General features: G+C 56.6%; 20 protein-coding genes and 1 pseudogene. 4 read left to right on the top strand and 17 right to left on the bottom strand.

Annotated features, from left to right (window positions below; all coding sequences use genetic code 11):
- Positions 1-38 precede the first annotated feature (38 nt).
- Genes WDN10_05095 through WDN10_05080 form a run of 4 tightly spaced genes read right to left on the bottom strand, consistent with a single transcriptional unit; the run spans position 39 to position 2,874 of the window.
- Positions 39-722, bottom strand: a complete 684-nt coding sequence (locus WDN10_05095) for an ElyC/SanA/YdcF family protein (protein ID MEJ0054063.1) — start codon at positions 720-722, stop codon at positions 39-41.
- Positions 723-728: 6 nt separating this feature from the next.
- Positions 729-1,451 (bottom strand): GDSL-type esterase/lipase family protein, encoded by a 723-nt coding sequence (locus WDN10_05090; protein ID MEJ0054062.1) that lies wholly within the window; start codon positions 1,449-1,451, stop codon positions 729-731.
- A 1-nt stretch (position 1,452) separates the two neighbouring features.
- On the bottom strand, positions 1,453-2,358 hold the full coding sequence (locus WDN10_05085) for an MliC family protein (protein ID MEJ0054061.1): 906 nt from the start codon (positions 2,356-2,358) through the stop codon (positions 1,453-1,455).
- A gap of 60 nt (positions 2,359-2,418) precedes the next feature.
- A complete protein-coding gene (locus WDN10_05080; protein MEJ0054060.1) occupies positions 2,419-2,874 on the bottom strand; it encodes a hemerythrin domain-containing protein in 456 nt (151 codons plus the stop codon).
- A gap of 66 nt (positions 2,875-2,940) precedes the next feature.
- Here WDN10_05080 and WDN10_05075 point away from each other — a divergent pair, with 66 nt between their 5' ends.
- Entirely contained in the window at positions 2,941-3,930 is a 990-nt protein-coding gene (locus WDN10_05075; GenBank protein MEJ0054059.1) for a hypothetical protein, read from the top strand.
- 16 nt (positions 3,931-3,946) lie between these two features.
- Here the strand turns inward: WDN10_05075 and WDN10_05070 are convergent, their stop codons facing one another.
- Both WDN10_05070 and WDN10_05065 read right to left on the bottom strand, forming a co-directional pair.
- Positions 3,947-5,398: an ATP-binding cassette domain-containing protein gene (locus WDN10_05070; protein MEJ0054058.1), complete on the bottom strand. Its 1,452-nt coding sequence runs from the start codon at positions 5,396-5,398 to the stop codon at positions 3,947-3,949.
- A gap of 98 nt (positions 5,399-5,496) precedes the next feature.
- Positions 5,497-5,760 (bottom strand): hypothetical protein, encoded by a 264-nt coding sequence (locus WDN10_05065; GenBank protein ID MEJ0054057.1) that lies wholly within the window; start codon positions 5,758-5,760, stop codon positions 5,497-5,499.
- A gap of 102 nt (positions 5,761-5,862) precedes the next feature.
- On the opposite strand from WDN10_05065, the gene WDN10_05060 reads away from it, so the two are divergent.
- Both WDN10_05060 and WDN10_05055 read left to right on the top strand, forming a co-directional pair.
- Positions 5,863-6,567 (top strand): pseudouridine synthase, encoded by a 705-nt coding sequence (locus WDN10_05060; protein MEJ0054056.1) that lies wholly within the window; start codon positions 5,863-5,865, stop codon positions 6,565-6,567.
- Positions 6,568-6,629: 62 nt separating this feature from the next.
- Positions 6,630-7,163, top strand: a complete 534-nt coding sequence (locus WDN10_05055; GenBank protein ID MEJ0054055.1) for a GNAT family N-acetyltransferase — start codon at positions 6,630-6,632, stop codon at positions 7,161-7,163.
- A gap of 43 nt (positions 7,164-7,206) precedes the next feature.
- Here the strand turns inward: WDN10_05055 and WDN10_05050 are convergent, their stop codons facing one another.
- The 11 genes from WDN10_05050 to WDN10_05000 all read right to left on the bottom strand — a co-directional run bounded on the left by WDN10_05050 (position 7,207) and on the right by WDN10_05000 (position 16,917).
- The gene (locus tag WDN10_05050; GenBank protein MEJ0054054.1) at positions 7,207-8,328 is read right to left on the bottom strand and encodes an FAD-dependent oxidoreductase; all 1,122 of its coding nucleotides are present in this window, start codon (positions 8,326-8,328) and stop codon (positions 7,207-7,209) included.
- Positions 8,325-10,067, bottom strand: coding sequence for an L-histidine N(alpha)-methyltransferase (locus WDN10_05045; protein MEJ0054053.1), 1,743 nt, complete (start codon positions 10,065-10,067; stop codon positions 8,325-8,327). The genes WDN10_05050 and WDN10_05045 overlap by 4 nt, the downstream gene beginning before the upstream one ends.
- 18 nt (positions 10,068-10,085) lie before the next feature.
- A complete protein-coding gene (locus WDN10_05040) occupies positions 10,086-10,688 on the bottom strand; it encodes a hypothetical protein (GenBank protein MEJ0054052.1) in 603 nt (200 codons plus the stop codon).
- A 7-nt stretch (positions 10,689-10,695) separates the two neighbouring features.
- Positions 10,696-11,946: an aminoacetone oxidase family FAD-binding enzyme gene (locus tag WDN10_05035; GenBank protein MEJ0054051.1), complete on the bottom strand. Its 1,251-nt coding sequence runs from the start codon at positions 11,944-11,946 to the stop codon at positions 10,696-10,698.
- On the bottom strand, positions 11,943-12,644 hold the full coding sequence (locus tag WDN10_05030) for a pirin family protein (GenBank protein ID MEJ0054050.1): 702 nt from the start codon (positions 12,642-12,644) through the stop codon (positions 11,943-11,945). The genes WDN10_05035 and WDN10_05030 overlap by 4 nt, the downstream gene beginning before the upstream one ends.
- Entirely contained in the window at positions 12,644-13,282 is a 639-nt protein-coding gene (locus WDN10_05025) for an MBL fold metallo-hydrolase (protein MEJ0054049.1), read from the bottom strand. Before WDN10_05025 ends, WDN10_05030 begins: the two co-directional genes overlap by 1 nt.
- A 23-nt stretch (positions 13,283-13,305) precedes the next feature.
- Complete coding sequence (locus WDN10_05020) at positions 13,306-13,899, bottom strand: hypothetical protein (protein ID MEJ0054048.1); 594 nt, start codon at positions 13,897-13,899, stop codon at positions 13,306-13,308.
- A gap of 142 nt (positions 13,900-14,041) precedes the next feature.
- The gene (locus tag WDN10_05015) at positions 14,042-14,512 is read right to left on the bottom strand and encodes an NUDIX domain-containing protein (GenBank protein ID MEJ0054047.1); all 471 of its coding nucleotides are present in this window, start codon (positions 14,510-14,512) and stop codon (positions 14,042-14,044) included.
- A 4-nt stretch (positions 14,513-14,516) separates the two neighbouring features.
- Positions 14,517-15,035: an NUDIX domain-containing protein gene (locus WDN10_05010; protein ID MEJ0054046.1), complete on the bottom strand. Its 519-nt coding sequence runs from the start codon at positions 15,033-15,035 to the stop codon at positions 14,517-14,519.
- Between the two features lie 19 nt (positions 15,036-15,054).
- Complete coding sequence (locus WDN10_05005) at positions 15,055-15,771, bottom strand: hypothetical protein (protein MEJ0054045.1); 717 nt, start codon at positions 15,769-15,771, stop codon at positions 15,055-15,057.
- 336 nt (positions 15,772-16,107) lie between these two features.
- Entirely contained in the window at positions 16,108-16,917 is an 810-nt protein-coding gene (locus WDN10_05000; GenBank protein ID MEJ0054044.1) for a hypothetical protein, read from the bottom strand.
- Between the two features lie 63 nt (positions 16,918-16,980).
- Between WDN10_05000 and WDN10_04995 the strand changes: the two are divergent.
- Positions 16,981-17,816: pseudogene (locus WDN10_04995) on the top strand (IS30 family transposase).

The following is a 17,816-nucleotide window of genomic DNA, read 5'->3' as shown; positions in this document are numbered from 1 at the left end:
TCCAGTATACCTTGCCTGCCTGAAGGGTTCATGAAGAGTTAATACCACGTCGTCGAACCGTCTCCCGAAATGGGAATTGCCGGGCCCAGATATTCGGGAACGCGGCGCATAAGCAGGTCCCGCGCCGCCTTTACGGACGCCGGAACTTCCCTCAGATAGTTATAGAAGGTACCGCGCTCCTCGCGTGCGGGGAAGCCGTAGGCGGGAAGGCCAAGGGCGCGCGCGATGAATACCGCGCGCGGAAGATGGAAATCCTGCGTCACCACGATCACGGAAGTCACGCCAAACACGCTTCGCGCGCGGTACATGCTGCTGTAGGTGTCGAATCCCGCATGGTCGAGGAAGATGTCTTCGGCGGCGACCCCCGCGTCGATGAGGTATTTCCTGACGGGCGTCACCTCGTCGTGATTGAGCGCGCCGTTGTCGCCCGTGACCAGGATTTTCCCCGCCTTCCCCGCCTTATAAAGCTCGATCGCGCTGTCGGTCCTGGCTTCAAGAATCGGCGACGGCTCGCCGCGAATGACCGAGGCGCCAAGCACGAGCGCGGTCTCGACCTCCGGCGCGCCTTCGATCGACGTATAAATATACGGCGCGGTGCTCTCCCGCATTCCGATCGGAACGAGGAGAATGAGAAGCGCCAGAACCGCTACCAATCCTCCGCTATACCATGCGCATGTTCGAAGCCATGAGAGCGCCCCTCCGCCGTATTCCGCCGCTTCCATATGCCGCTATTGTATACCTGCGCTTTCCTTAAGGCGTTGGTAGAAGAGCGCATAGCCCGCGGAAGAAGGATGGAGGCCGTCCTTGGCAAGATATATTTCCGGATGCTTTGCGAACGGATCCTTGGCAGGCGGCGTATATAAATTCACGTACGTAATTCCCTTTTCCTGCGCAAGCGCGGCAAAGGCCGAGTGATATTTCAGGTTAAGTGCGGTATAGAAGGGGCGAAGGAAAAACGGAAAGATGGTCGCCCCGCCCACATTCCCCGCGGACATCCAGTAGACGCGGCCGCCTCGTTTCGAAAGCTCCTCAAGCAGGGGCGCGAGCGTAGCTGCCGTATCCGGGGCGCTTCGCCAGGCGATGATATCATTCGCGCCGATCTGGAGAAGTATCGCGTCGTAGCGGCCGAGCTTCGTCTGTGCCATCTGCTTTTTGAGATCCTTCGAGACCGCGCCCGATACGGCATGATTCTCGACGTATGTCGCTCCGATGCCTTTCCCAAGAAGCCCTGCGACCGTCTCTTCGGGCCTTGCGGCACCGACCCCGACGCCCGTGCTGTCGCCAAGTACGAGAAGCGTCTTGGCATAATTAGTTCCGCCAAGTTCGAAGGGTTTTGCGGCGCGCACAAGCCCGAGCGAAATGCTTGCGCGATACAGGAAACTTCCGGCACCCCACAAAAGAAGCGCCGCGACGGCGAGCTCAAGGAGCACGATCGCGAGCGTGAGCCTCATCTTATGAGCCGGGCGCGAGGAACCTGAAGCTCTGCACCACGTCGCCGAGGAGATGCGTCACTTTCGCCTGATCATAGGCGGTGATTCCCTGGTCAGGCGAATAATTGCCGATGTTGGTAGTGTGGATGGTGTATTCGATCGCATAGCACTGGTTATCACGTACGGTGCGGTAGCTCGTCGTCTCGTAGAAATTCCCGGCGCCCGCGTCGCTTGTATGGAGGACCCGGTAGGACGTGCCGTTGATGAGCGAGGTAGTGGTCGTTGCCGCCGGTCCCCCGGTCGGTTCATAAGTAAGGCAGGTCGCGACGGCCGAAGGATCCGCGCTCGTGCCGACGGTGAGTTTCGCTCCCCGGAAATTGGTCGAAGGCTCGAAGGAATCCGGGAGCGTCGCGACCGCGAGCACGAGGCCCGAAGCCGTCGCGTTCACCATCCAGTCCGTCGAATAGCCGACTCCCCCGCCGGAAACCGTAATCGGCGGAGCGTATTCGAAGCTGAAGGTCTTGCCCGCGTCGGTGAAAAGCGTCCCCGAAGCGGAAGCGGCGCTCGTACCCGCAAGGCAGTCCGAGTACGTCACCGATCCGTTCTCTTCAAGAAACGCGTTGTCGCCTTTTGAGACGAACGTGATATCGCTCCCATCCTCCGCCGTGCCCTCGTACCGTATGCCGGAGCCCGACGGGACTTGCGGCAGGTTTATGCTCCGCCCGTCGGAAAGCGCGAGCGCAACGGTCGAACTCGCGTATGCCGCGGCGATCCCTTTCTGTCCGCCGCAGGAATACGAAACGCTCTCTCCGCCGGGCATCACGAACGCCGGCGGCTGATGCATCGAGTACGCATAGAGAAAAGCGGCGAGGATCGCGACGGCAAGCACGACGACTCCGGTCCAAAGCGTTGAGGCGGGTTTTTCCATACGGCGGGCGATAATGGATAAGGCTATGCCCAGTATACCGCGCCGTATGCGGCGGCGTGGCTAGGGTTTCGGAAGCTTCGCGCTCGGCGACATTGGCTCCATCCGCTCTCCAAGCGCCGTGATACGGGCTTTTCCGAGCGCCCGTGCGGATTTTGGAAGAAGCGATTTCTCCTCTTCCTTCACGTGATGCATCACGCCCGCGAGAAGCTCGTCGATGCGCATGCCCATTCCCGCCCGCTCCTCGGCGTTCGGGGCGCGGAAACGCGCGACGAGATGCTTCATTTCGCCGTGCTCCTCAAGCGCCTCGACAATCATCTTCTGCAGTTCCGGCCCTCCCGCTTCCGTCACCGCCGGATAAAACACCTCTTCTTCCATTTTCGCGTGCGCGTCGAGCGCGTCGAAGATGCGCTCTGCGATCCTGCGTTTCTGGTCCTTGTCCTTCGCCCGCTTATAGGTTTTATAATCCTTCTCGACCGCCCGATGGTCCCGCTTGATGATGCTTATGGCGTTTGGCATACGTCCTTTGTACCGCGCGGGAGGTGAAGGCTGGATTAACTCAACCAGGCAGGATAATATTTGGATATGAAAAATCTTGATGCGCTTGAAGGTCGGTCAGTGGATATAGCCCCGCTTCTTTATATGGCTGGCATCGGAGATACTCCGACAACTATTGTTGAGACGGACGGCATGTATCCCTACAAGACCGATATCGAAGACAACTGGGCCTATTACACCGCAGTAGGCATGAAGCATTTCAGGACAATGCTCGAACAAGAAGGACGTCAGCCGGAGCGCATTAGCATCGTCGGTATCTGCAGCGGGGTAGAAGCAATCGCTATCGCCAGGATCTTCGACCAAGACGTAAAAGAACTCATCGTCACCGATATAGATGAAGGGATACTCGAGGGTACGATCTACAACTTACACCATACGATTACGAACAAAGATCTTACGATCACTCCTGTCGTCGGGTCGTTTTGCGAACCTATTGAAAAGACCGGAAAGAAAGTCGAGTTCGTTCATGGTAATATCCCGAATCTCCCCGCTACCGGCGAAGAAGATCTGACAAAGGGCGCGGAAAAGGGGACGTTCCTTATGGTCGGTACGTACGAGGGCTATCATCCCCCGGAAGAATTCCTGGGATGGGCCCTTGGCGCGCAATATGCTTTTCTCCAAAGCGCGAAGAATATACTTGTTGAAGGGGGTTCAATCATCACGGAACTCGGCGGCAGGATGCCGCTCGAAGAAGTACGGAAGCTCTTCGCCGCATGCGGATACCGTATGGAGGAAGTGGTGGTGGGGTTCAAGGAACAAACGGAAGCGCTCATAGATTTCGAGGGTTATCACCGTCTTGAGGAGGCATATGGTACCAGCTTCGATTTCTATCGGTATACGGAAAGCAAAGAAGCGCTGCATCAGGCAGGTATCGAGAATCCATCCTTTCAGGTAAGCGGCGAGGAAGTGAAGAAACTACTCACTCCTTTCAAGGTCTCCGCGGGAGAAGCCGCGGAGCTCTACCATCAAGGGATTCCGGTTGGCCATACGGTTCATTTATTCAGGGGCATTTTATAGACAGAATCCGACGGGGTTATTTCTCCATATCAAGAATCTCGTCTATCCGTATCTGCGCCATGAACTCTTCCGCGTGGCTGACAAGCACCATCGCGCCCGCATACTCGCTTAAGGCTTTTGCAATCACCGGCAAGTGCCGGAAATTGATATGGTTCGTCGGCTCGTCGAGGATGAGGAGGCCGGGCGAGGAAAGCACCAGCCCCGCAAACGCGACCAGGCCCTTCTGCCCTTCCGAGAGGCTGCCGATCTTGTTTTTGAGCGCCTCGCCCGTAATGAGAAAGCCTGCGGCGACGGCCCGGAGCTTCTGCTCATCCGGCTGGCCCATTCCTTTCATAAGCGACTCGTATGCGGTGTGTTCGAAATTGAGCGTCGAGAAATCCTGCCGATAATAGCCGATCTTCACTCCTTCCTGCACATTCGCTCCTTCCGCCTTCCCCGACGCGATCGCTTCAAGAAGCGTCGTCTTCCCGTACCCGTTCGGGGCTTTAACGAGAAGATGCTGGCCGCGGGAGAGAATCACCCGCGCCTTGTGCTTCACCGCCTTATGATTCTTCGTGCGCATGAAGGAACTGATGTTGAGAATCTCCCCGGTAAGACCCTGCTGGGCGGGAATGGTGAAGGGCCGGATAGTCTTGTCTTCCTTTCGCACATCGACTTTCTCTTCCTCCATCTCCTCGACGAGGTTCCGCATCTTCTTCGCGACAAGCCGCATCTTGCCTCCTTTCTGCGCGAAGAAGTTCGCCTTGTCCTTGTTCGCCTGTATTTCCTTGGCGAGCAGCGCGTTCTTGCGGTTCTCGCGCTCGATGCGGGCCTCGATGTCCCGCTGTACGTCGTTATAGTTTCCGAAATACTGCTCGACCTTCCGCGTGTACGCGTCGAGATAGAGGACGCCTTCGGTGAAGGCGTTGAGGAACTCCGCGTCGTGCGAGATCACGACCACGGTCTTCGGGTATCCGGTGAGGAACTCCGTCAGGTGCCTGATTCCGCCCGCGTCGAGATTGTTCGTGGGCTCGTCAAGAAGGAGGATGTCGGGGCTTTGGATAAGCGCGTAAGCAAGGAGGAGTCTCGCCTGCTGGCCGCCGGAAAACGTGCGAAGAGTGCGGTCAAGCGGCGCCTTGAGGCCTACGGCATCAAGTACGGTCTCAATCTTGGGGTCGATGTCGTATACCTTCTTCGGGAAGCACTTCTCGAAAAAGGCGCGGACGCTAAGATCAAGGTCCCCGCGCGGTATCACCTGCTTCGCGGTGGCGATGGTGGCGCCGGAAGAAAGGAGCACGCGTCCGCTCTCGGGCGACTTGGTGCCCGCGATAAGTTCGAAGAGCGTCGTCTTCCCCGCGCCGTTCTGGCCCATTACCGCGACCTTCATACCCGTGCGCACGCCGAAATTCACCTCCTCGAGGATCGGCTTGTTGTGCCCGTATTCAAACGAAACGTCTTCGAACCGGACGACGGTTTCTTCGCGCGCCATGATTCGGTTACCTTATCAGTCGGACGAGCATTTCGCGAGTATGGGCAAAACAAAACGACCCTGAGTATTAATCAGGGTCGGCCTTGTTCTCTGGCGCGTTAGCACAGAAAAAGATAAGCAGGGGCATTCAGTTGGGCGAATTTGAGGTAGTGGGCGAGCAGAGCCCGAGCAAGTTCGTCGCCCTCAAGAAGAGCGAAGACTTGGTCGATTTTTTCGGCCGCGGCGGGCGGGAACTTCCCTTCACCGCCTCGTCCATTTTCCGGAAGCGTCTGCGCCCATCGTGTGATGTAGTTTTGGAGGTGGTCAAAGCCACCAGCATGTGGAAAGACTTCATCCATATGCTCATTCAGCGTCTTAGACATATCTGACTCCTGAAACAACCCGCGCTAGATATACCATTAGAGTCATGGTATAGTCAAGGGATAAAACCGCCACCGAAAAAAGAAAGCGCGTCCGAATACCCGATGCGCATCAATAAATACCTCGCCCGCCAGGGCCACGCGACAAGGCGCGGTGCCGACGAGCTTATCGAAGCCAAGAAGGTGCTCCTCAACGACCGCATCGCCGTGCTTGGCGACAAGGTGGAGGAGGGCGACAAAGTAGAACTCCGCTCGGGCCACAAGCCCAAGGAATACAAATATTTCGCGTACCATAAGCCCAAGGGCGTCATTACCCACTCGCCGCAGGAAGAAGACGAAGAAGACATAAAAGGCGCCTTGAGCAGCTTCCCCGAGCTTGCGGATGTCTTCCCCGTGGGCCGTCTTGATAAGGCTTCGCACGGCCTCATCATCCTCACGAACGACGGGCGCGTGACCGATCGGCTGCTGAATCCCGATCACGACCACGAGAAAGAATATGTCGTGAAGACGCGCGACAAGCTGCGGCCCAGCTTTAAGGAGCACATGGAGAAAGGCGTCGAACTCGAAGACGGCTATGTGACCAAGCCCGCAAAGGTGAAGCTGCTTGGCGAAAAGGCCTTCGCCGTCACCCTCACCGAAGGCAAGAAGCACCAGATACGCCGGATGGTCTCGATGCTCCATAACGACACGGTCGAACTCAAACGCACCAAGGTGATGAACATCGCACTCGGGAGCCTCCCGTCCGGGGCGTTCCGACCGATCGAGGGTCCGCCGCTCAAGGGATTTTTGAAAGCATTAGGGATTGGATAAGCAACTTCGCATACGGGAAACAAGTTCTCAGTGATGGGGCGAACCTTATAGGAGCAGAGAGCGTGAGTGAACAACAGGCAACGGTCCGCAGGGCCGAAGAAAAAGACTTGCCACGTATAGCGGCGATCAATGCGGGCGTATTCCTTGGCGACCGGGACTTGCCGGATGGCGCTCTCCAATGGGCGACGTGTTGGTTCAAGTCCTTCCCGCTGTATCAGTATTTCGTCATCGAAATCGACGGCGAAGTTGCCGGATACGCGGGATGGCAAACGCATGGCGGTTTTCATCGGGCCGAACCCGCCGTCGAGCTCGAGCAGATCGGCATCGACCCTCGGTTCCAAGGCCAAAAGCTCGGCCCGAAGCTTACCGAAGCAAGTCTGCGCGAAGTGATCGCGTGGACGCAAGAAACGAACACGCGCATCGAGAGCCACGTCACCCTGGTCGTATGGGCGTATACGCTCAACTTCAACGCGATGGGCATCTACGCCAAGACCTTTACCGACGGCGTGCAGGGGTTTCGGGTGAAATACGGCAATCGAGGCGAAAGCATGCTTCGCGTCCGCATACCTATCGTCCGCAAGGTGCGCGACGTATAGCGCTGACTTCCCGGGCACGCCGTGCCCGGGAAGTTTTCCCGTATTACCACCCCACCGCAAACAGCCGCCGGTATTCGGGGAGTTCGCCCCGAAGCCATGCGGCATGCAGATAGCCGGAGATGAAGCTCGTGAGGATGCCGGAGCCCCCGAAGCCGAGGCTCAGCCGTATCCGGCTGCCCGGCACCTCGCCGATATACGGAAGGCCGCGATCGCTCGGGAAGAAGACGCCGCTCCACTGCCCGTCCCGTTTGTATGCATCGTCGACATGCAGAACGTTTTTGGAATAGTCCTCGAGCGCGGCATACTTTTCTTTTTCGTCTTTCGGGTCGTATGCGCTTTCATCCGCATCTTCCCCGCCCACCCATAACCGCGTGTGGTCGAAGGGACGGACATAGTGGAACGGCTCGTCGGTATCCCACATGAGCGAGTCGCGGAAAATATCCCGCATACCATGCTTTTCATAGGCGATGACGAACGTGCGGATGCGCCCTATGAGAAGATCCTTGGGTACGAGCCCGCGGCCGTCGCCCGTGGCGATAAGTACGCTTCTTCCGGAAACAAGTTCGCCGCTTTCGGTCTCAACACGCACGGCGTCTGCGCTTTCTTCGATACGGACTGCGCGGCGGTGATGGTGGATTTCTCCTCCCAATTCCCGCATGCCGTGCGCGAGTTCCTTGAGTATCATCTGATTGTTAGTTGCGCCTTCGTCCCTGATCGTAAGGACGGCTTTGAAGCTTTCATGGAGGGCGCTTCCGTTTTCCGTAAATTCTGCGTTCGCGCCGATGCTCTTATAAAACTCGTACTTGCCGCGAAGCATGCCCGCGTCTCCGTCTTTGTACGAGAACAGGTGCGCGGGAAGCCGCTCGGTGCCGAAATGCTCTTCTCCGGGGCGGTGCGCGAAATCCGCGAGCTTCTCCATGGCGAAGTCGGACAGTTCCCAGACTTCCCGCGCGCCTTCAATGCCGAACCGCTCCACGACCTTCTCCCACTTCGCGTCCGGATCATGATTCATTTCCGCGGTCGAGGCGAAGCTCGCGCCGCTCTTGCCGTCAGTCGCCTCGAGCACGACGACGGAATGGCCGTCTTTGGCGAAGTGGTACGCGGCCGAGAGTCCGGCTATTCCGGCGCCGATGATGATGTGGTCGTGTACTGCTGAATTGCTCATTTTGCCCTAATAATGGAAATGGACATCTCGCTGTTGTGGAACATCTTCTCGATAACAAAATCACGTTCGAGCGCGGCACGAACTTCCTCAAGCGTCGGCTTCCACGAAGTGGTCATCTTGAAAACAGTCCCTTTATCAAAACGCTTTCCAAGAATTATCTTATCGTTTTTAAGGGTAAATGTGGTAACAAGCCTGGAATCCTCGACGACCGGCTGTATGCGCAGATCGGGATGCGCCGGATTCGCCTCGAAGTCGCCAAGCGCGAAGCCTATCTGGAGCAGAGGACCAAAGGCCATATCTTCCATCTGTTTCCCCGAATAGAGTTCGATCATATCGGCATCGGTTTTCCCGGACACAATCGGCATCGAAACGAGCACCACGGCAGACGGATCGCGCAATAGCGGTTTCAGATACGCGTTGATCCGTTCGTTCTTGAAGTTTCCATATGTGCCGCCAAGGAAAATGGTTATCTGTCCTTCGCCGGGGTGAAGCTTTAAGGGAAACCGTGCCGATAGATTTTCGATATCCAGAAGCACCGGATGTTTCGCGTATGCGCCGGCCGCATGCGACTTAAGGGCGGCCGCAAGTTCGATCGGTTGTATATCGACCGGATAATAGGCTTTTATCTTTTCTTCTCCGAGCTTTTCTATGAAAATTCTTGCCTTGAGCCCGTCCCCGCTGCCGATGTCTATGAGGCTGTAGCTTTCCGCACCGCTTTTCTCCCGGATATGAGCGGTTATATCGCTGAACAGATCGAGTTCGCTCTTTTCCATCGCCTCGAAATAGTTCCTGTTTTCATATATGTTCAGATATGCGTTCGCGCCTCTCGGATTCAGATACCAGAGTTTCGAGTTGCGCAGATCGATAACGCTTCCACTTTGCGCGAGAATCGAATCCTTAATCTCCCGCAAGTTCGCGATTTTATTGAGCGGGTAGAGATTGGTATACAAGTTCTTCGTCAGGACCGCTATTTTGTGCTCCGGAAAATCCCTGACATATTCCCATATAGCCGCCTTGTGCTCAAGCACAAGTTCGAATTCGAAATCGTATTTTCCGTTGGCGCGTTCTATGTAAATGCACCGCATATCTCCCCAGAGCCGATCGGTAAGCTTCTGGACCGCATCGGGCGTCTTGGCACGGAGCGTATCGATGAATACTTTGTAATACGTACCCGTGTAGTTGAGCCGGTCCTGGTACCCGACTATGACACCCGCGGCCTCGAGCTCACTTCGCAACCGCGTTAGTGCTTCCTCCGTTATTCCAAGGATTTCTGCGGCATCACGTTCCGGGAGCGAACTGTCGAGCGCGACAAGTTTAAGATAATCAAATGTAAGATGGTCGAGATCGACCGGAGTATAAACGGCATCGACTATGGCCATCGCGCGGACCTCTCCCGCGACTGGCCGGTTCCCGAAGCCGTAGAGGCTCGTGAGCTCGGATTGGTACACAATCTCGTCGCCCGGATTCAACGTTGCGCGAATCGAGGAACTGATATCGTTGATTTCCGCATTGTCCTTTGCCCAAACGCCCACGGCGAGATTGAACCAGCCCTCCGCAGAGAATATCCAGCCGACGTTCGGATGGTCTATGAACTTCTGCACGAGCCGATCCCTCGAAGCGTGAGACGACTTGATCATGAAACGGAAATACCGCAGACCGACTTTGGAGAGATTGAGCACGGCATATGGCGGGCCGAAACTCGTATGTACAGGCTTTTCTTTTTTGGCAAACAGCTGCATGGGTTTCACTCTAACATTCTAGTCCGTATGCTTTCCGGGCTCCCGCCGCCTGCGCCACAGATCGCGGGCGATGAGGAATACGACGAGGACGATAACGCCCCCGAAGAGGATGAAGTGTACGGCATGCTCGCCAAACAGGCTGTGGTCGTGGTGCATGCTATCCATGCCTTCGTGGGAATCATCCGCTACGGCTTCCCCCGCCTCCGCAACGGGAAGATCGTAGCGAAGCGTGAAAGGGGCAAGCCCTTCGGCAAGCGGCGCGCCCGAGACGGTCAGCGTGTATTCTCCTTTTCCGGGGAACGTATGATAGAAGTCGAGTTCGGTTGCGGCGACGTAGCGGAAATCGTCGGACGGCACCGTGCTCGAAGCGTTATCCGAATCCGTAAAGGATATGGTGAATTCGTAATCGTGCTGCAGCTGGAGCGGTACCTGCGAATCCCGGAACTGGAGGAAGAATTTCACCGGCACGCCCGCGGGGGGCGTATGGCCGAGGTCGGTATACATGAGCGCTCCGATCGCCCCGTCCTCCTTGAATACGTGGGCCGAGGCGGCAAGCGGGCTTGAGACGGCTGCGACAACAAACAGAGCAGGAAGAAACAGCACGATACAGGTCCTTTTCATAGACCGATTATACCGCGCTCCCCGCCACGTACCCGGTGGTCCAGCACAGCTGGAGCGAATAGCCGCCTGAAGGCCTCTCAATATTCAAAAGATCGCCGGTGACGAAAAGGTTCCCGGTCTTCTTCGAACGCATGGTACGCATATCGATTTCGACAAGCGGAACGCCGCCGTCGGCGACCACGGCGCGTTCGAATCCCATGAGCCCGGCGATGGTAAGCGGAAGGGATTTAAGGAGATTTGCGAGCGCCCGGCGCTCGTCCCGCGTCACGCTGTGCGCCTTCTTTTCCGGGTCAAGGCCCGCAAGCTTCAAAAATACCTGCGGGGTGCCCGGCGGAAGGAATTCCTTGAGCGCGTTTCGCGCCGATTTGTTCTTGTTCGCGTCGAATCTGCCCGTGATCTCCCGGTCGAGATGCCCGGCATCGAGCGCCGGATAGAGATCGATCCTCGCGGATACCGCGCCCTCATGGAGAAGATCCGCCACTTTCCCCGCCGCGTTAAGCACGGTCGGACCCGAGATGCCGAAATGCGTGAAAAGCACCCTTCCTTCCCTTGAGAAGCGCTTGGGCTTTTCTCCCGGGAACGCCTCGCGCTCGAACGCGATTTTCACGCCGTCGATCGAGACGCCGGAAAGCTCCCGCCCCCACGTTTCTTTGGTGGCCAAAGGGACGATGGTCGGCGTCGGCTCCGCTACGGCATGCCCGAGTTCCCGGAGCCATCCGAAACCGTCGCCCGTCGAACCGGTCTCCGGATGCGAGACGCCGCCGGTCGAGAAAACATAGGAAGCCGCGCGATACTCTGTCCCTCCCGCAATAATCGTTTCGATACGTCCGTCCTTCGCGATGATCTGCCCGACGGCCGTGCCCGTGCGAACCTCGGCCCTGCCCGCGCGAAGCGCTTCGATGAGCGCGCGCACGACGTCCGTGGCGCGCTCGCTTGCCGGAAACGCGCGCTTCCCGGCCTCGACTTTGAGCGGAAGACCGAGGTCCTCGAAAAAATCAAAAGTGTCCTGCACGCCAAACTGCGCGAAGGCGGAATGGAGAAAATCCGCGGCGGCGCCGTAGCGGGCAAGAAACGCGCGCGTATCGAACTCCGCGTTCGTGATATTGCAGCGGCCGCCGCCCGATATCGAAAGCTTCTCCCCGAGCCGCGCGTTCTTCTCGAGAAGAAGCACGCGCTTGCCGCGCCTTGCCGCGACCGCGGCGGCCATCATCCCCGACGCTCCGCCCCCGACGACGATCACGTCATGCGCGCCGTTCATACCGGCACGTCGATGACAAGGATGTTTGCGGCCGTGACAGGCGTTATGGAGAAGGAGGAACTATCCGAAACGGCAAGGGCGTCGCGGCGCTTGAGCAGGACTTCTCCGATTTTCACTTCGCCTTCGACTACGAATACATACGCCCCGCGCCCGGGTGGCAGCTGATACGGAATTTCCGCTCCCGCGGCAAGGTCGGCCAGATATATCCGCGCATCCTGACGGATCATGAGCGAGCCGTCTTCCCCGGTGTCGGAGACCAGAAGCTGGAGCGCGTTCTTCCGGCTGGCTTCGTCAAACCTCTTCCGGTCATAGCGCGGGGCGACTCCCCGCTCCTTAGGAACGATCCAAAGCTGGAAAAGCTCGAGCGGTTCGTCTTCCTCGTTCTTTTCGGAGTGCACGACGCCGGTTCCCGCGCTCATCACCTGCACCTCTCCCGCGGCGACTTTCGCGCGCGTGCCGAGGCCGTCCTCGTGCGTAACCGCGCCGCGCGTGACAATCGTAACGATCTCGAAATCCCGGTGCGGATGGGCACCGAAGCCCTGGTGGGGCGCGATGACATCGTCGTTCAACACCCGGAGCGCGCCGAAACCGTCGCGCTCCGGATCGTGCCAGTTCGCGAAACTGAAGCTGTGACGGGTCTTGAGCCAGCCGTGATCCGCGCCACCCCTGCTGTCAGCCCGGTGTACGGCTGCTTTCATCAGAATTCCCTGTTCTCGCCGTCCTTCATCGGCACATAATCGATGCCAAGAGGCGTAACGAGTGCTTCGCCGATACGATCGGCGATGTTAAAGCCGGACTTATACATGCCGTCATGTACCGGAAAGCAGACTTCGGGGCGTACCGCTTTCACATAGTCGACCGCTTCGCTGATTTTCATCCACGGGCCCGCGACCGGAAGCGCGAGCACCCCGACCGGTATGCCCGGATTATGAAACGCATCGCCCGGATAGAAGAAGCGGCTGCCGATGAAATAGCCGGTATTCTCGACAAGGCCGAAGCCGTCGCAGATGGTCGCATGATCCTTGCCGGAACCGGTGATAGCCAGCCCTTTCACTTCGATCTTTTCTCCGTCGCCTACCCTGGCATAGGCAATTCCTTCTTTCTCGAGCACAGCACCGATCGAAGCGTTCGCGATGATGACTATATCGGGATTATTGTCTATGACTTTCTTGAGCGACGCGATATTAAGATGATCCTGATGCTCGTGCGTTATCACGACCGCATCGAGTCCGGAAAGTTCGTTTTGTTCCGTCGTGAAGCTTCCGGGATCGACGAGGACCCGCACCCCGCTCTCTTCGACTACCAGGCACGCGTGCCCGAGTTTCGTGATGTTCATATATAAAAACTATAGCATCAGGGCTATAAACGGTATATGAAGCCGTTTCTACTCCAAAACCAAAGAGGGGGATGCATGTCGATAGCGTCGATATCACTTCCAGAAAGCAAATCATGCCATCTTTCAGAAATCACTTCTTTTGATAGTGTCTCCGCTTCTTCAGGAGAAATAACTCCCAATCGAATTGAGCATTGAGTGATATGCGTGTCTGGGGCGATACTGATATGTTGCCGATTTTTAAGACGTATGCCGCCGTAAGTACTCAAAATAAAGGACCAGTAGTTAAAGATTTTGGGACCGGAGAGGTACGGAAACCCCTGTTTATGAGCGACTTGAACCAGGTGCCTAAGCGTAAGAAAATCACCGCCTGAGGCTTGCATGAGGGCTTCAAACGAACCCCATTCGCGATTAACAGTATCTGTGATCGTCCTCCAAGTCCGGATATGCTTATTCGGCTGCAAGGCAAGCTTGTGGGCTACAAGAGCTTTTCTGAGCTCTTCTTCCGATCGTTTGGATACCTCCGAAAGATTAAAAACGAAACTGGTCTGCGCATCTTCATGCGTCTTTAGCGCAGCTTCCCATAACTTATAACTATCACGCTGATAGTTGAGCGCCATGGGAAGCGTAAAGTACGCAAGCCTTATCTCGGGGACATCAAATTGCGGATGTGTATCCTCCGGCATTTATGGTCTGGCCAAGACCGCCTTCTACATAGGCCGCGCGTAATCTCCTGCACTTTTCCAGGATATCGTCCTTCATTTATACGATGTATCTGGCTTTACGGGCGCTCTCAAGCGTTTCCTTAAATCCCGGCAGAAGCCTGAGCTTCTTGATCCCGGAAGGCTTGAACCAGCCGTATTCTTCCCCCTCCCAGTCAAGCCGCACCTTGTCAGTATTTATAGCCACCAATACCGGGAGCACGAGCCACGTCTTCTTATACTTCGGAGCATCCTGATACAGGAGCGTGCCGAGCTTCATGGAAACAATCTGCTTCTTCGTAAGGCCAAGCTCCTCCCGGAGTTCTTCGCGCACCTTATCCTTAAGCTCCTTCTTGTCATCGAGAAACCCCGATACCCCGTTCCAATACCCGGGATACAACCGCATTCCGGCACCCCGCTTCACGAGCAGTATCCTGCCTTTATAGCGGACGGCGCAATTGATAACCGGCGTATAGCGGATGTTCGTAAAGTCCGTTTGGCCCTTTCTCGGAATGAATTTCTTTTCTTTCATGTGTTTATCCTTGAGAATCCAGGTATACGGGCAGGGAGCTCTTAAAGCCTCCGGCATATCTTGAAGGATTACTACGCATATCTTCCATAACTTTATTCGGATCAGCCCAAAATACGCTTTTTACTTCATCAGGATCAATCCGGATCAAATCCGGCCGGAGCAGGACTCCGAGAAATACTTTGAATATATGCCGGGCGTTCATGAACGGCTGACCCGGATCGTTTATCAAATCTTGAGATATGGAACCGCCGATCTCCTTTATATCAATACCGTCAATTCCGAGTTCCTCTTTCAGCTCTCTGCGGGCCGTCTCAACATAGCTTTCGCCCGCATCGACATGACCCGCTGATGAATGGTCGAAACGCCCATCGTCAGCCCGTTCATTCACCAGGATCTCCCCTTCAGCATTTACAAGATAGGTGACCGCGATACGGTGCAGGAGGCCTTCGGCATGGGCCTTTTCCCTTGTGGTTTCCCCAAGAACGGCATCATTTTCGTCAACCCATACAATGTTAGTGCTCATTGGAATACCTTGGCTCGGGCTATGACGACGCAAGGCACGCGGCGAGTTCCGGCGTCTGCGTCCATCCGCACTGGCCTCCCGGCTGCCGCTCGCAGCGTGCCGTCTTATAGCAGGCGTACGCGTCGCGGTATTCGCACGTGGAGATCGCGCCCGGTTCGTCGCTGCAGATCTGCGACGAGCAACCGCCGACAAAGCACGGGCCGCCCGCGGCGGCAGGCGGGCGCTTCGTGACCGTGAACGTAAAGCGGTAGTCGGCAGGGGCGACCGTAATGCCCGCGACAGGCTCGGGATTCGCCGCAACGAACGTGATAGTTTCGGCTTCGGTAGTAACGGAATCCCCAAGCTTTGTGACTTGAGTGCTCTTGCCAAGTCCGCTTCCGATCTCAAGCTGTACCCGTACCGTTCCCGCCTGAATGCACTGTACCCCTTTGGGACAGCGGCTGTCCTCTTCGATCGAAAGCGGACTGATGTAGAGGTCGGCGAAACGGGCGACCTGCCCGAGCGAGATCGTCACGCTTCCGTATGCATGCACCGGGTCGGCGGCGGGTTCCGGCGCATACACGGGGACTTCGGAAGTGGTACTAGCTACGCCGTCCGTCGACGTAGCTTCAGGGGAAAGTGGCGGAATGAGAGGGTTTTCCGGTTGTCCCGCATTCCAGACGTAAAAGAGGACGGCGAGCGCGGCGATGCCCGCGCAGATCGCGATAACGATGCCGAAATGTGGTTGGTCTTGCATGCTGTCAGTATACCAACTCGGCAAGGCATCTCGGAACTCGGGCGGCAGAGATGTATTATAACACATATAAGCCACATGGGAGTACGCTTGCCGTAATTACGGCAAGCGTACTCCCATGTGGCAGTCATGTCAAGCAACCCGTATTTTTTGCTTTTTCGTTCGGAAACCGATGCATGCAGGGGAAAAGTGCATGGCTTAGGTAGGCCGTATAATCTTCATATTCATTGACCCGTCACGCGGCCTGGTATAGACTGGCAAAAGTAGTGGGTGTCGGTTTCTTGTCGATGACCCATGAAGGGAAGCGGTCCGCCTCGTGCGGGCCGTTTTCCTTTTTTCCTATACGCACTCGAAAACGTTGAAGTATGCCGTTGAGTTGGCGGTGAATTCCTTCGCCAAGGTCGGCTCGCCGAGCGCGGCGCGTATTTTTCGCACGAGCGGCTCTTTCCTCGCCTCTGTCCGAACACTGTTCAAACCGTTTTTCTTCTTGTACTCGTACATGACGGCTCCCATAAGAACATCGCACAGCTGCATGGGGAGATTCGAATGCGACTCGATGGTAAGCGCACCGAATACCTTGTCGAAATCGAGGCCCTCGACGGTCGCGGTCTCTTCCCTAATTTTGCTCAAAATAGCATCCTCCAAAGACAAGGCCTTCGTGCGGGGCTTGGTTATCTCGTCGACAACGAGGCAGATTTCGTCGTCCGGCATGTGACTCATTTCCCGCACCACCAGCATGGCGATGTATTTCGTATAGGTTTCCCACGAGTCTTCCATGCCGCCGTGGTCAAAACGGGGGTTCTGGCGGTCAACGACCATCGCGGAGAAGCGGTTGTCGGAATCGGAAAAGAAGATGTCAACCATGCCGTCGTAATACGGGGCCAGGGCAGGGTTCCCGACATTGTCGAATTTCATCTCGAAACGATAATTGCCCCGCAGCATCCGTATGACCTCGTCTTTGTTCCCGGCGGCAAGCAGCTGCTCGATCTGTCGGTTTTTTCCTTCCTTGGCGAGAGCCTTCGCCGGCTGGCTGTTCTTATAGAGCTTGTCGCCCAAGTCCCCTACGTTCTTTACCACCAAAAGACCGGTTCCGAAGAAACGATCGCTTCTCAATATCCCGCTGGAGTCGGTAAAGCAGAAATTGCGCATTGCGCAATTTTAGCACCGCCTGAGTTCAACAAGTAAACGCAACACTTCCGCTAATCTAGCGGCATGGCACACAGGCATTTCGGTATTGAAGAGCGTGAGCAAATACAGCAAGGACTCTGGGAGAAGCGGTCAATTCGGGCCATCGCCCAGAGCCTTGGACGGTCTCCGTCCTCAGTGTCGCGCGAGGTGAACAAGAACATGCCCGCGTTAGTGCGGCGATATACGCCCCGGCTTGCGGAGGCGAGAGCACAGTCGAAACGACACGAGACACAGGGGCGCATACGAACTGCCGGTCTTCGAGAAAAGATTGCCGCTGGCTTGAGGCGTGGGTGGTCGCCCGAACAAGTCGCTGGCACCGTGGGCGGCGTGTCGCACGAGACGATATACCAGTTTGTATACGATGAATGGAAGAATGGTGGCGAGGACCTGCGCTCGCTTCTCAAACGCCGCCACAAAACGAGGCACCGGAAGGGCTTCAGGAAGCATCAGCGTCTCCCGAACCCACACAAACGCTCGATCGAGGCACGTCCGAAGGCAGTGGATCGCCGAAGTCGTCTTGGCGACTGGGAGGGCGACCTCATCGTCTCGCGTGCATCATCGGTTGCCTTGGTCACCCTGCTTGAGCGCAAGAGCGGGTACGTGGCGATTGAGAAGATACCCCGCAAGACGGCAGAAGCGTACAGGTGTATTTCGCTCACCCATACACATCATCGGAGCGTGGGGCGAATGAGAACGTCAATGGCTTGATACGATGGTACCTGCCCAAAGGCACGGACTTCGCAACAGTATCGGAGGCACGGATACGGGAGATTGAGCTGGCTCTGAACGAGCGGCCGAGAAAGCGGTTCGGGTACAAGACACCATTAGCACTCTTCGGAGGTGGTGCAATTACTTCTTGA

Source organism: bacterium, from assembly GCA_037200965.1.
GTDB lineage: Bacteria > Patescibacteriota > Minisyncoccia > Phycocordibacterales > Phycocordibacteraceae > C7867-001.
The sequence above is the reverse complement of the archived record's forward strand: the minus strand, read 5'-3'. Positions and strand labels throughout refer to the sequence as shown.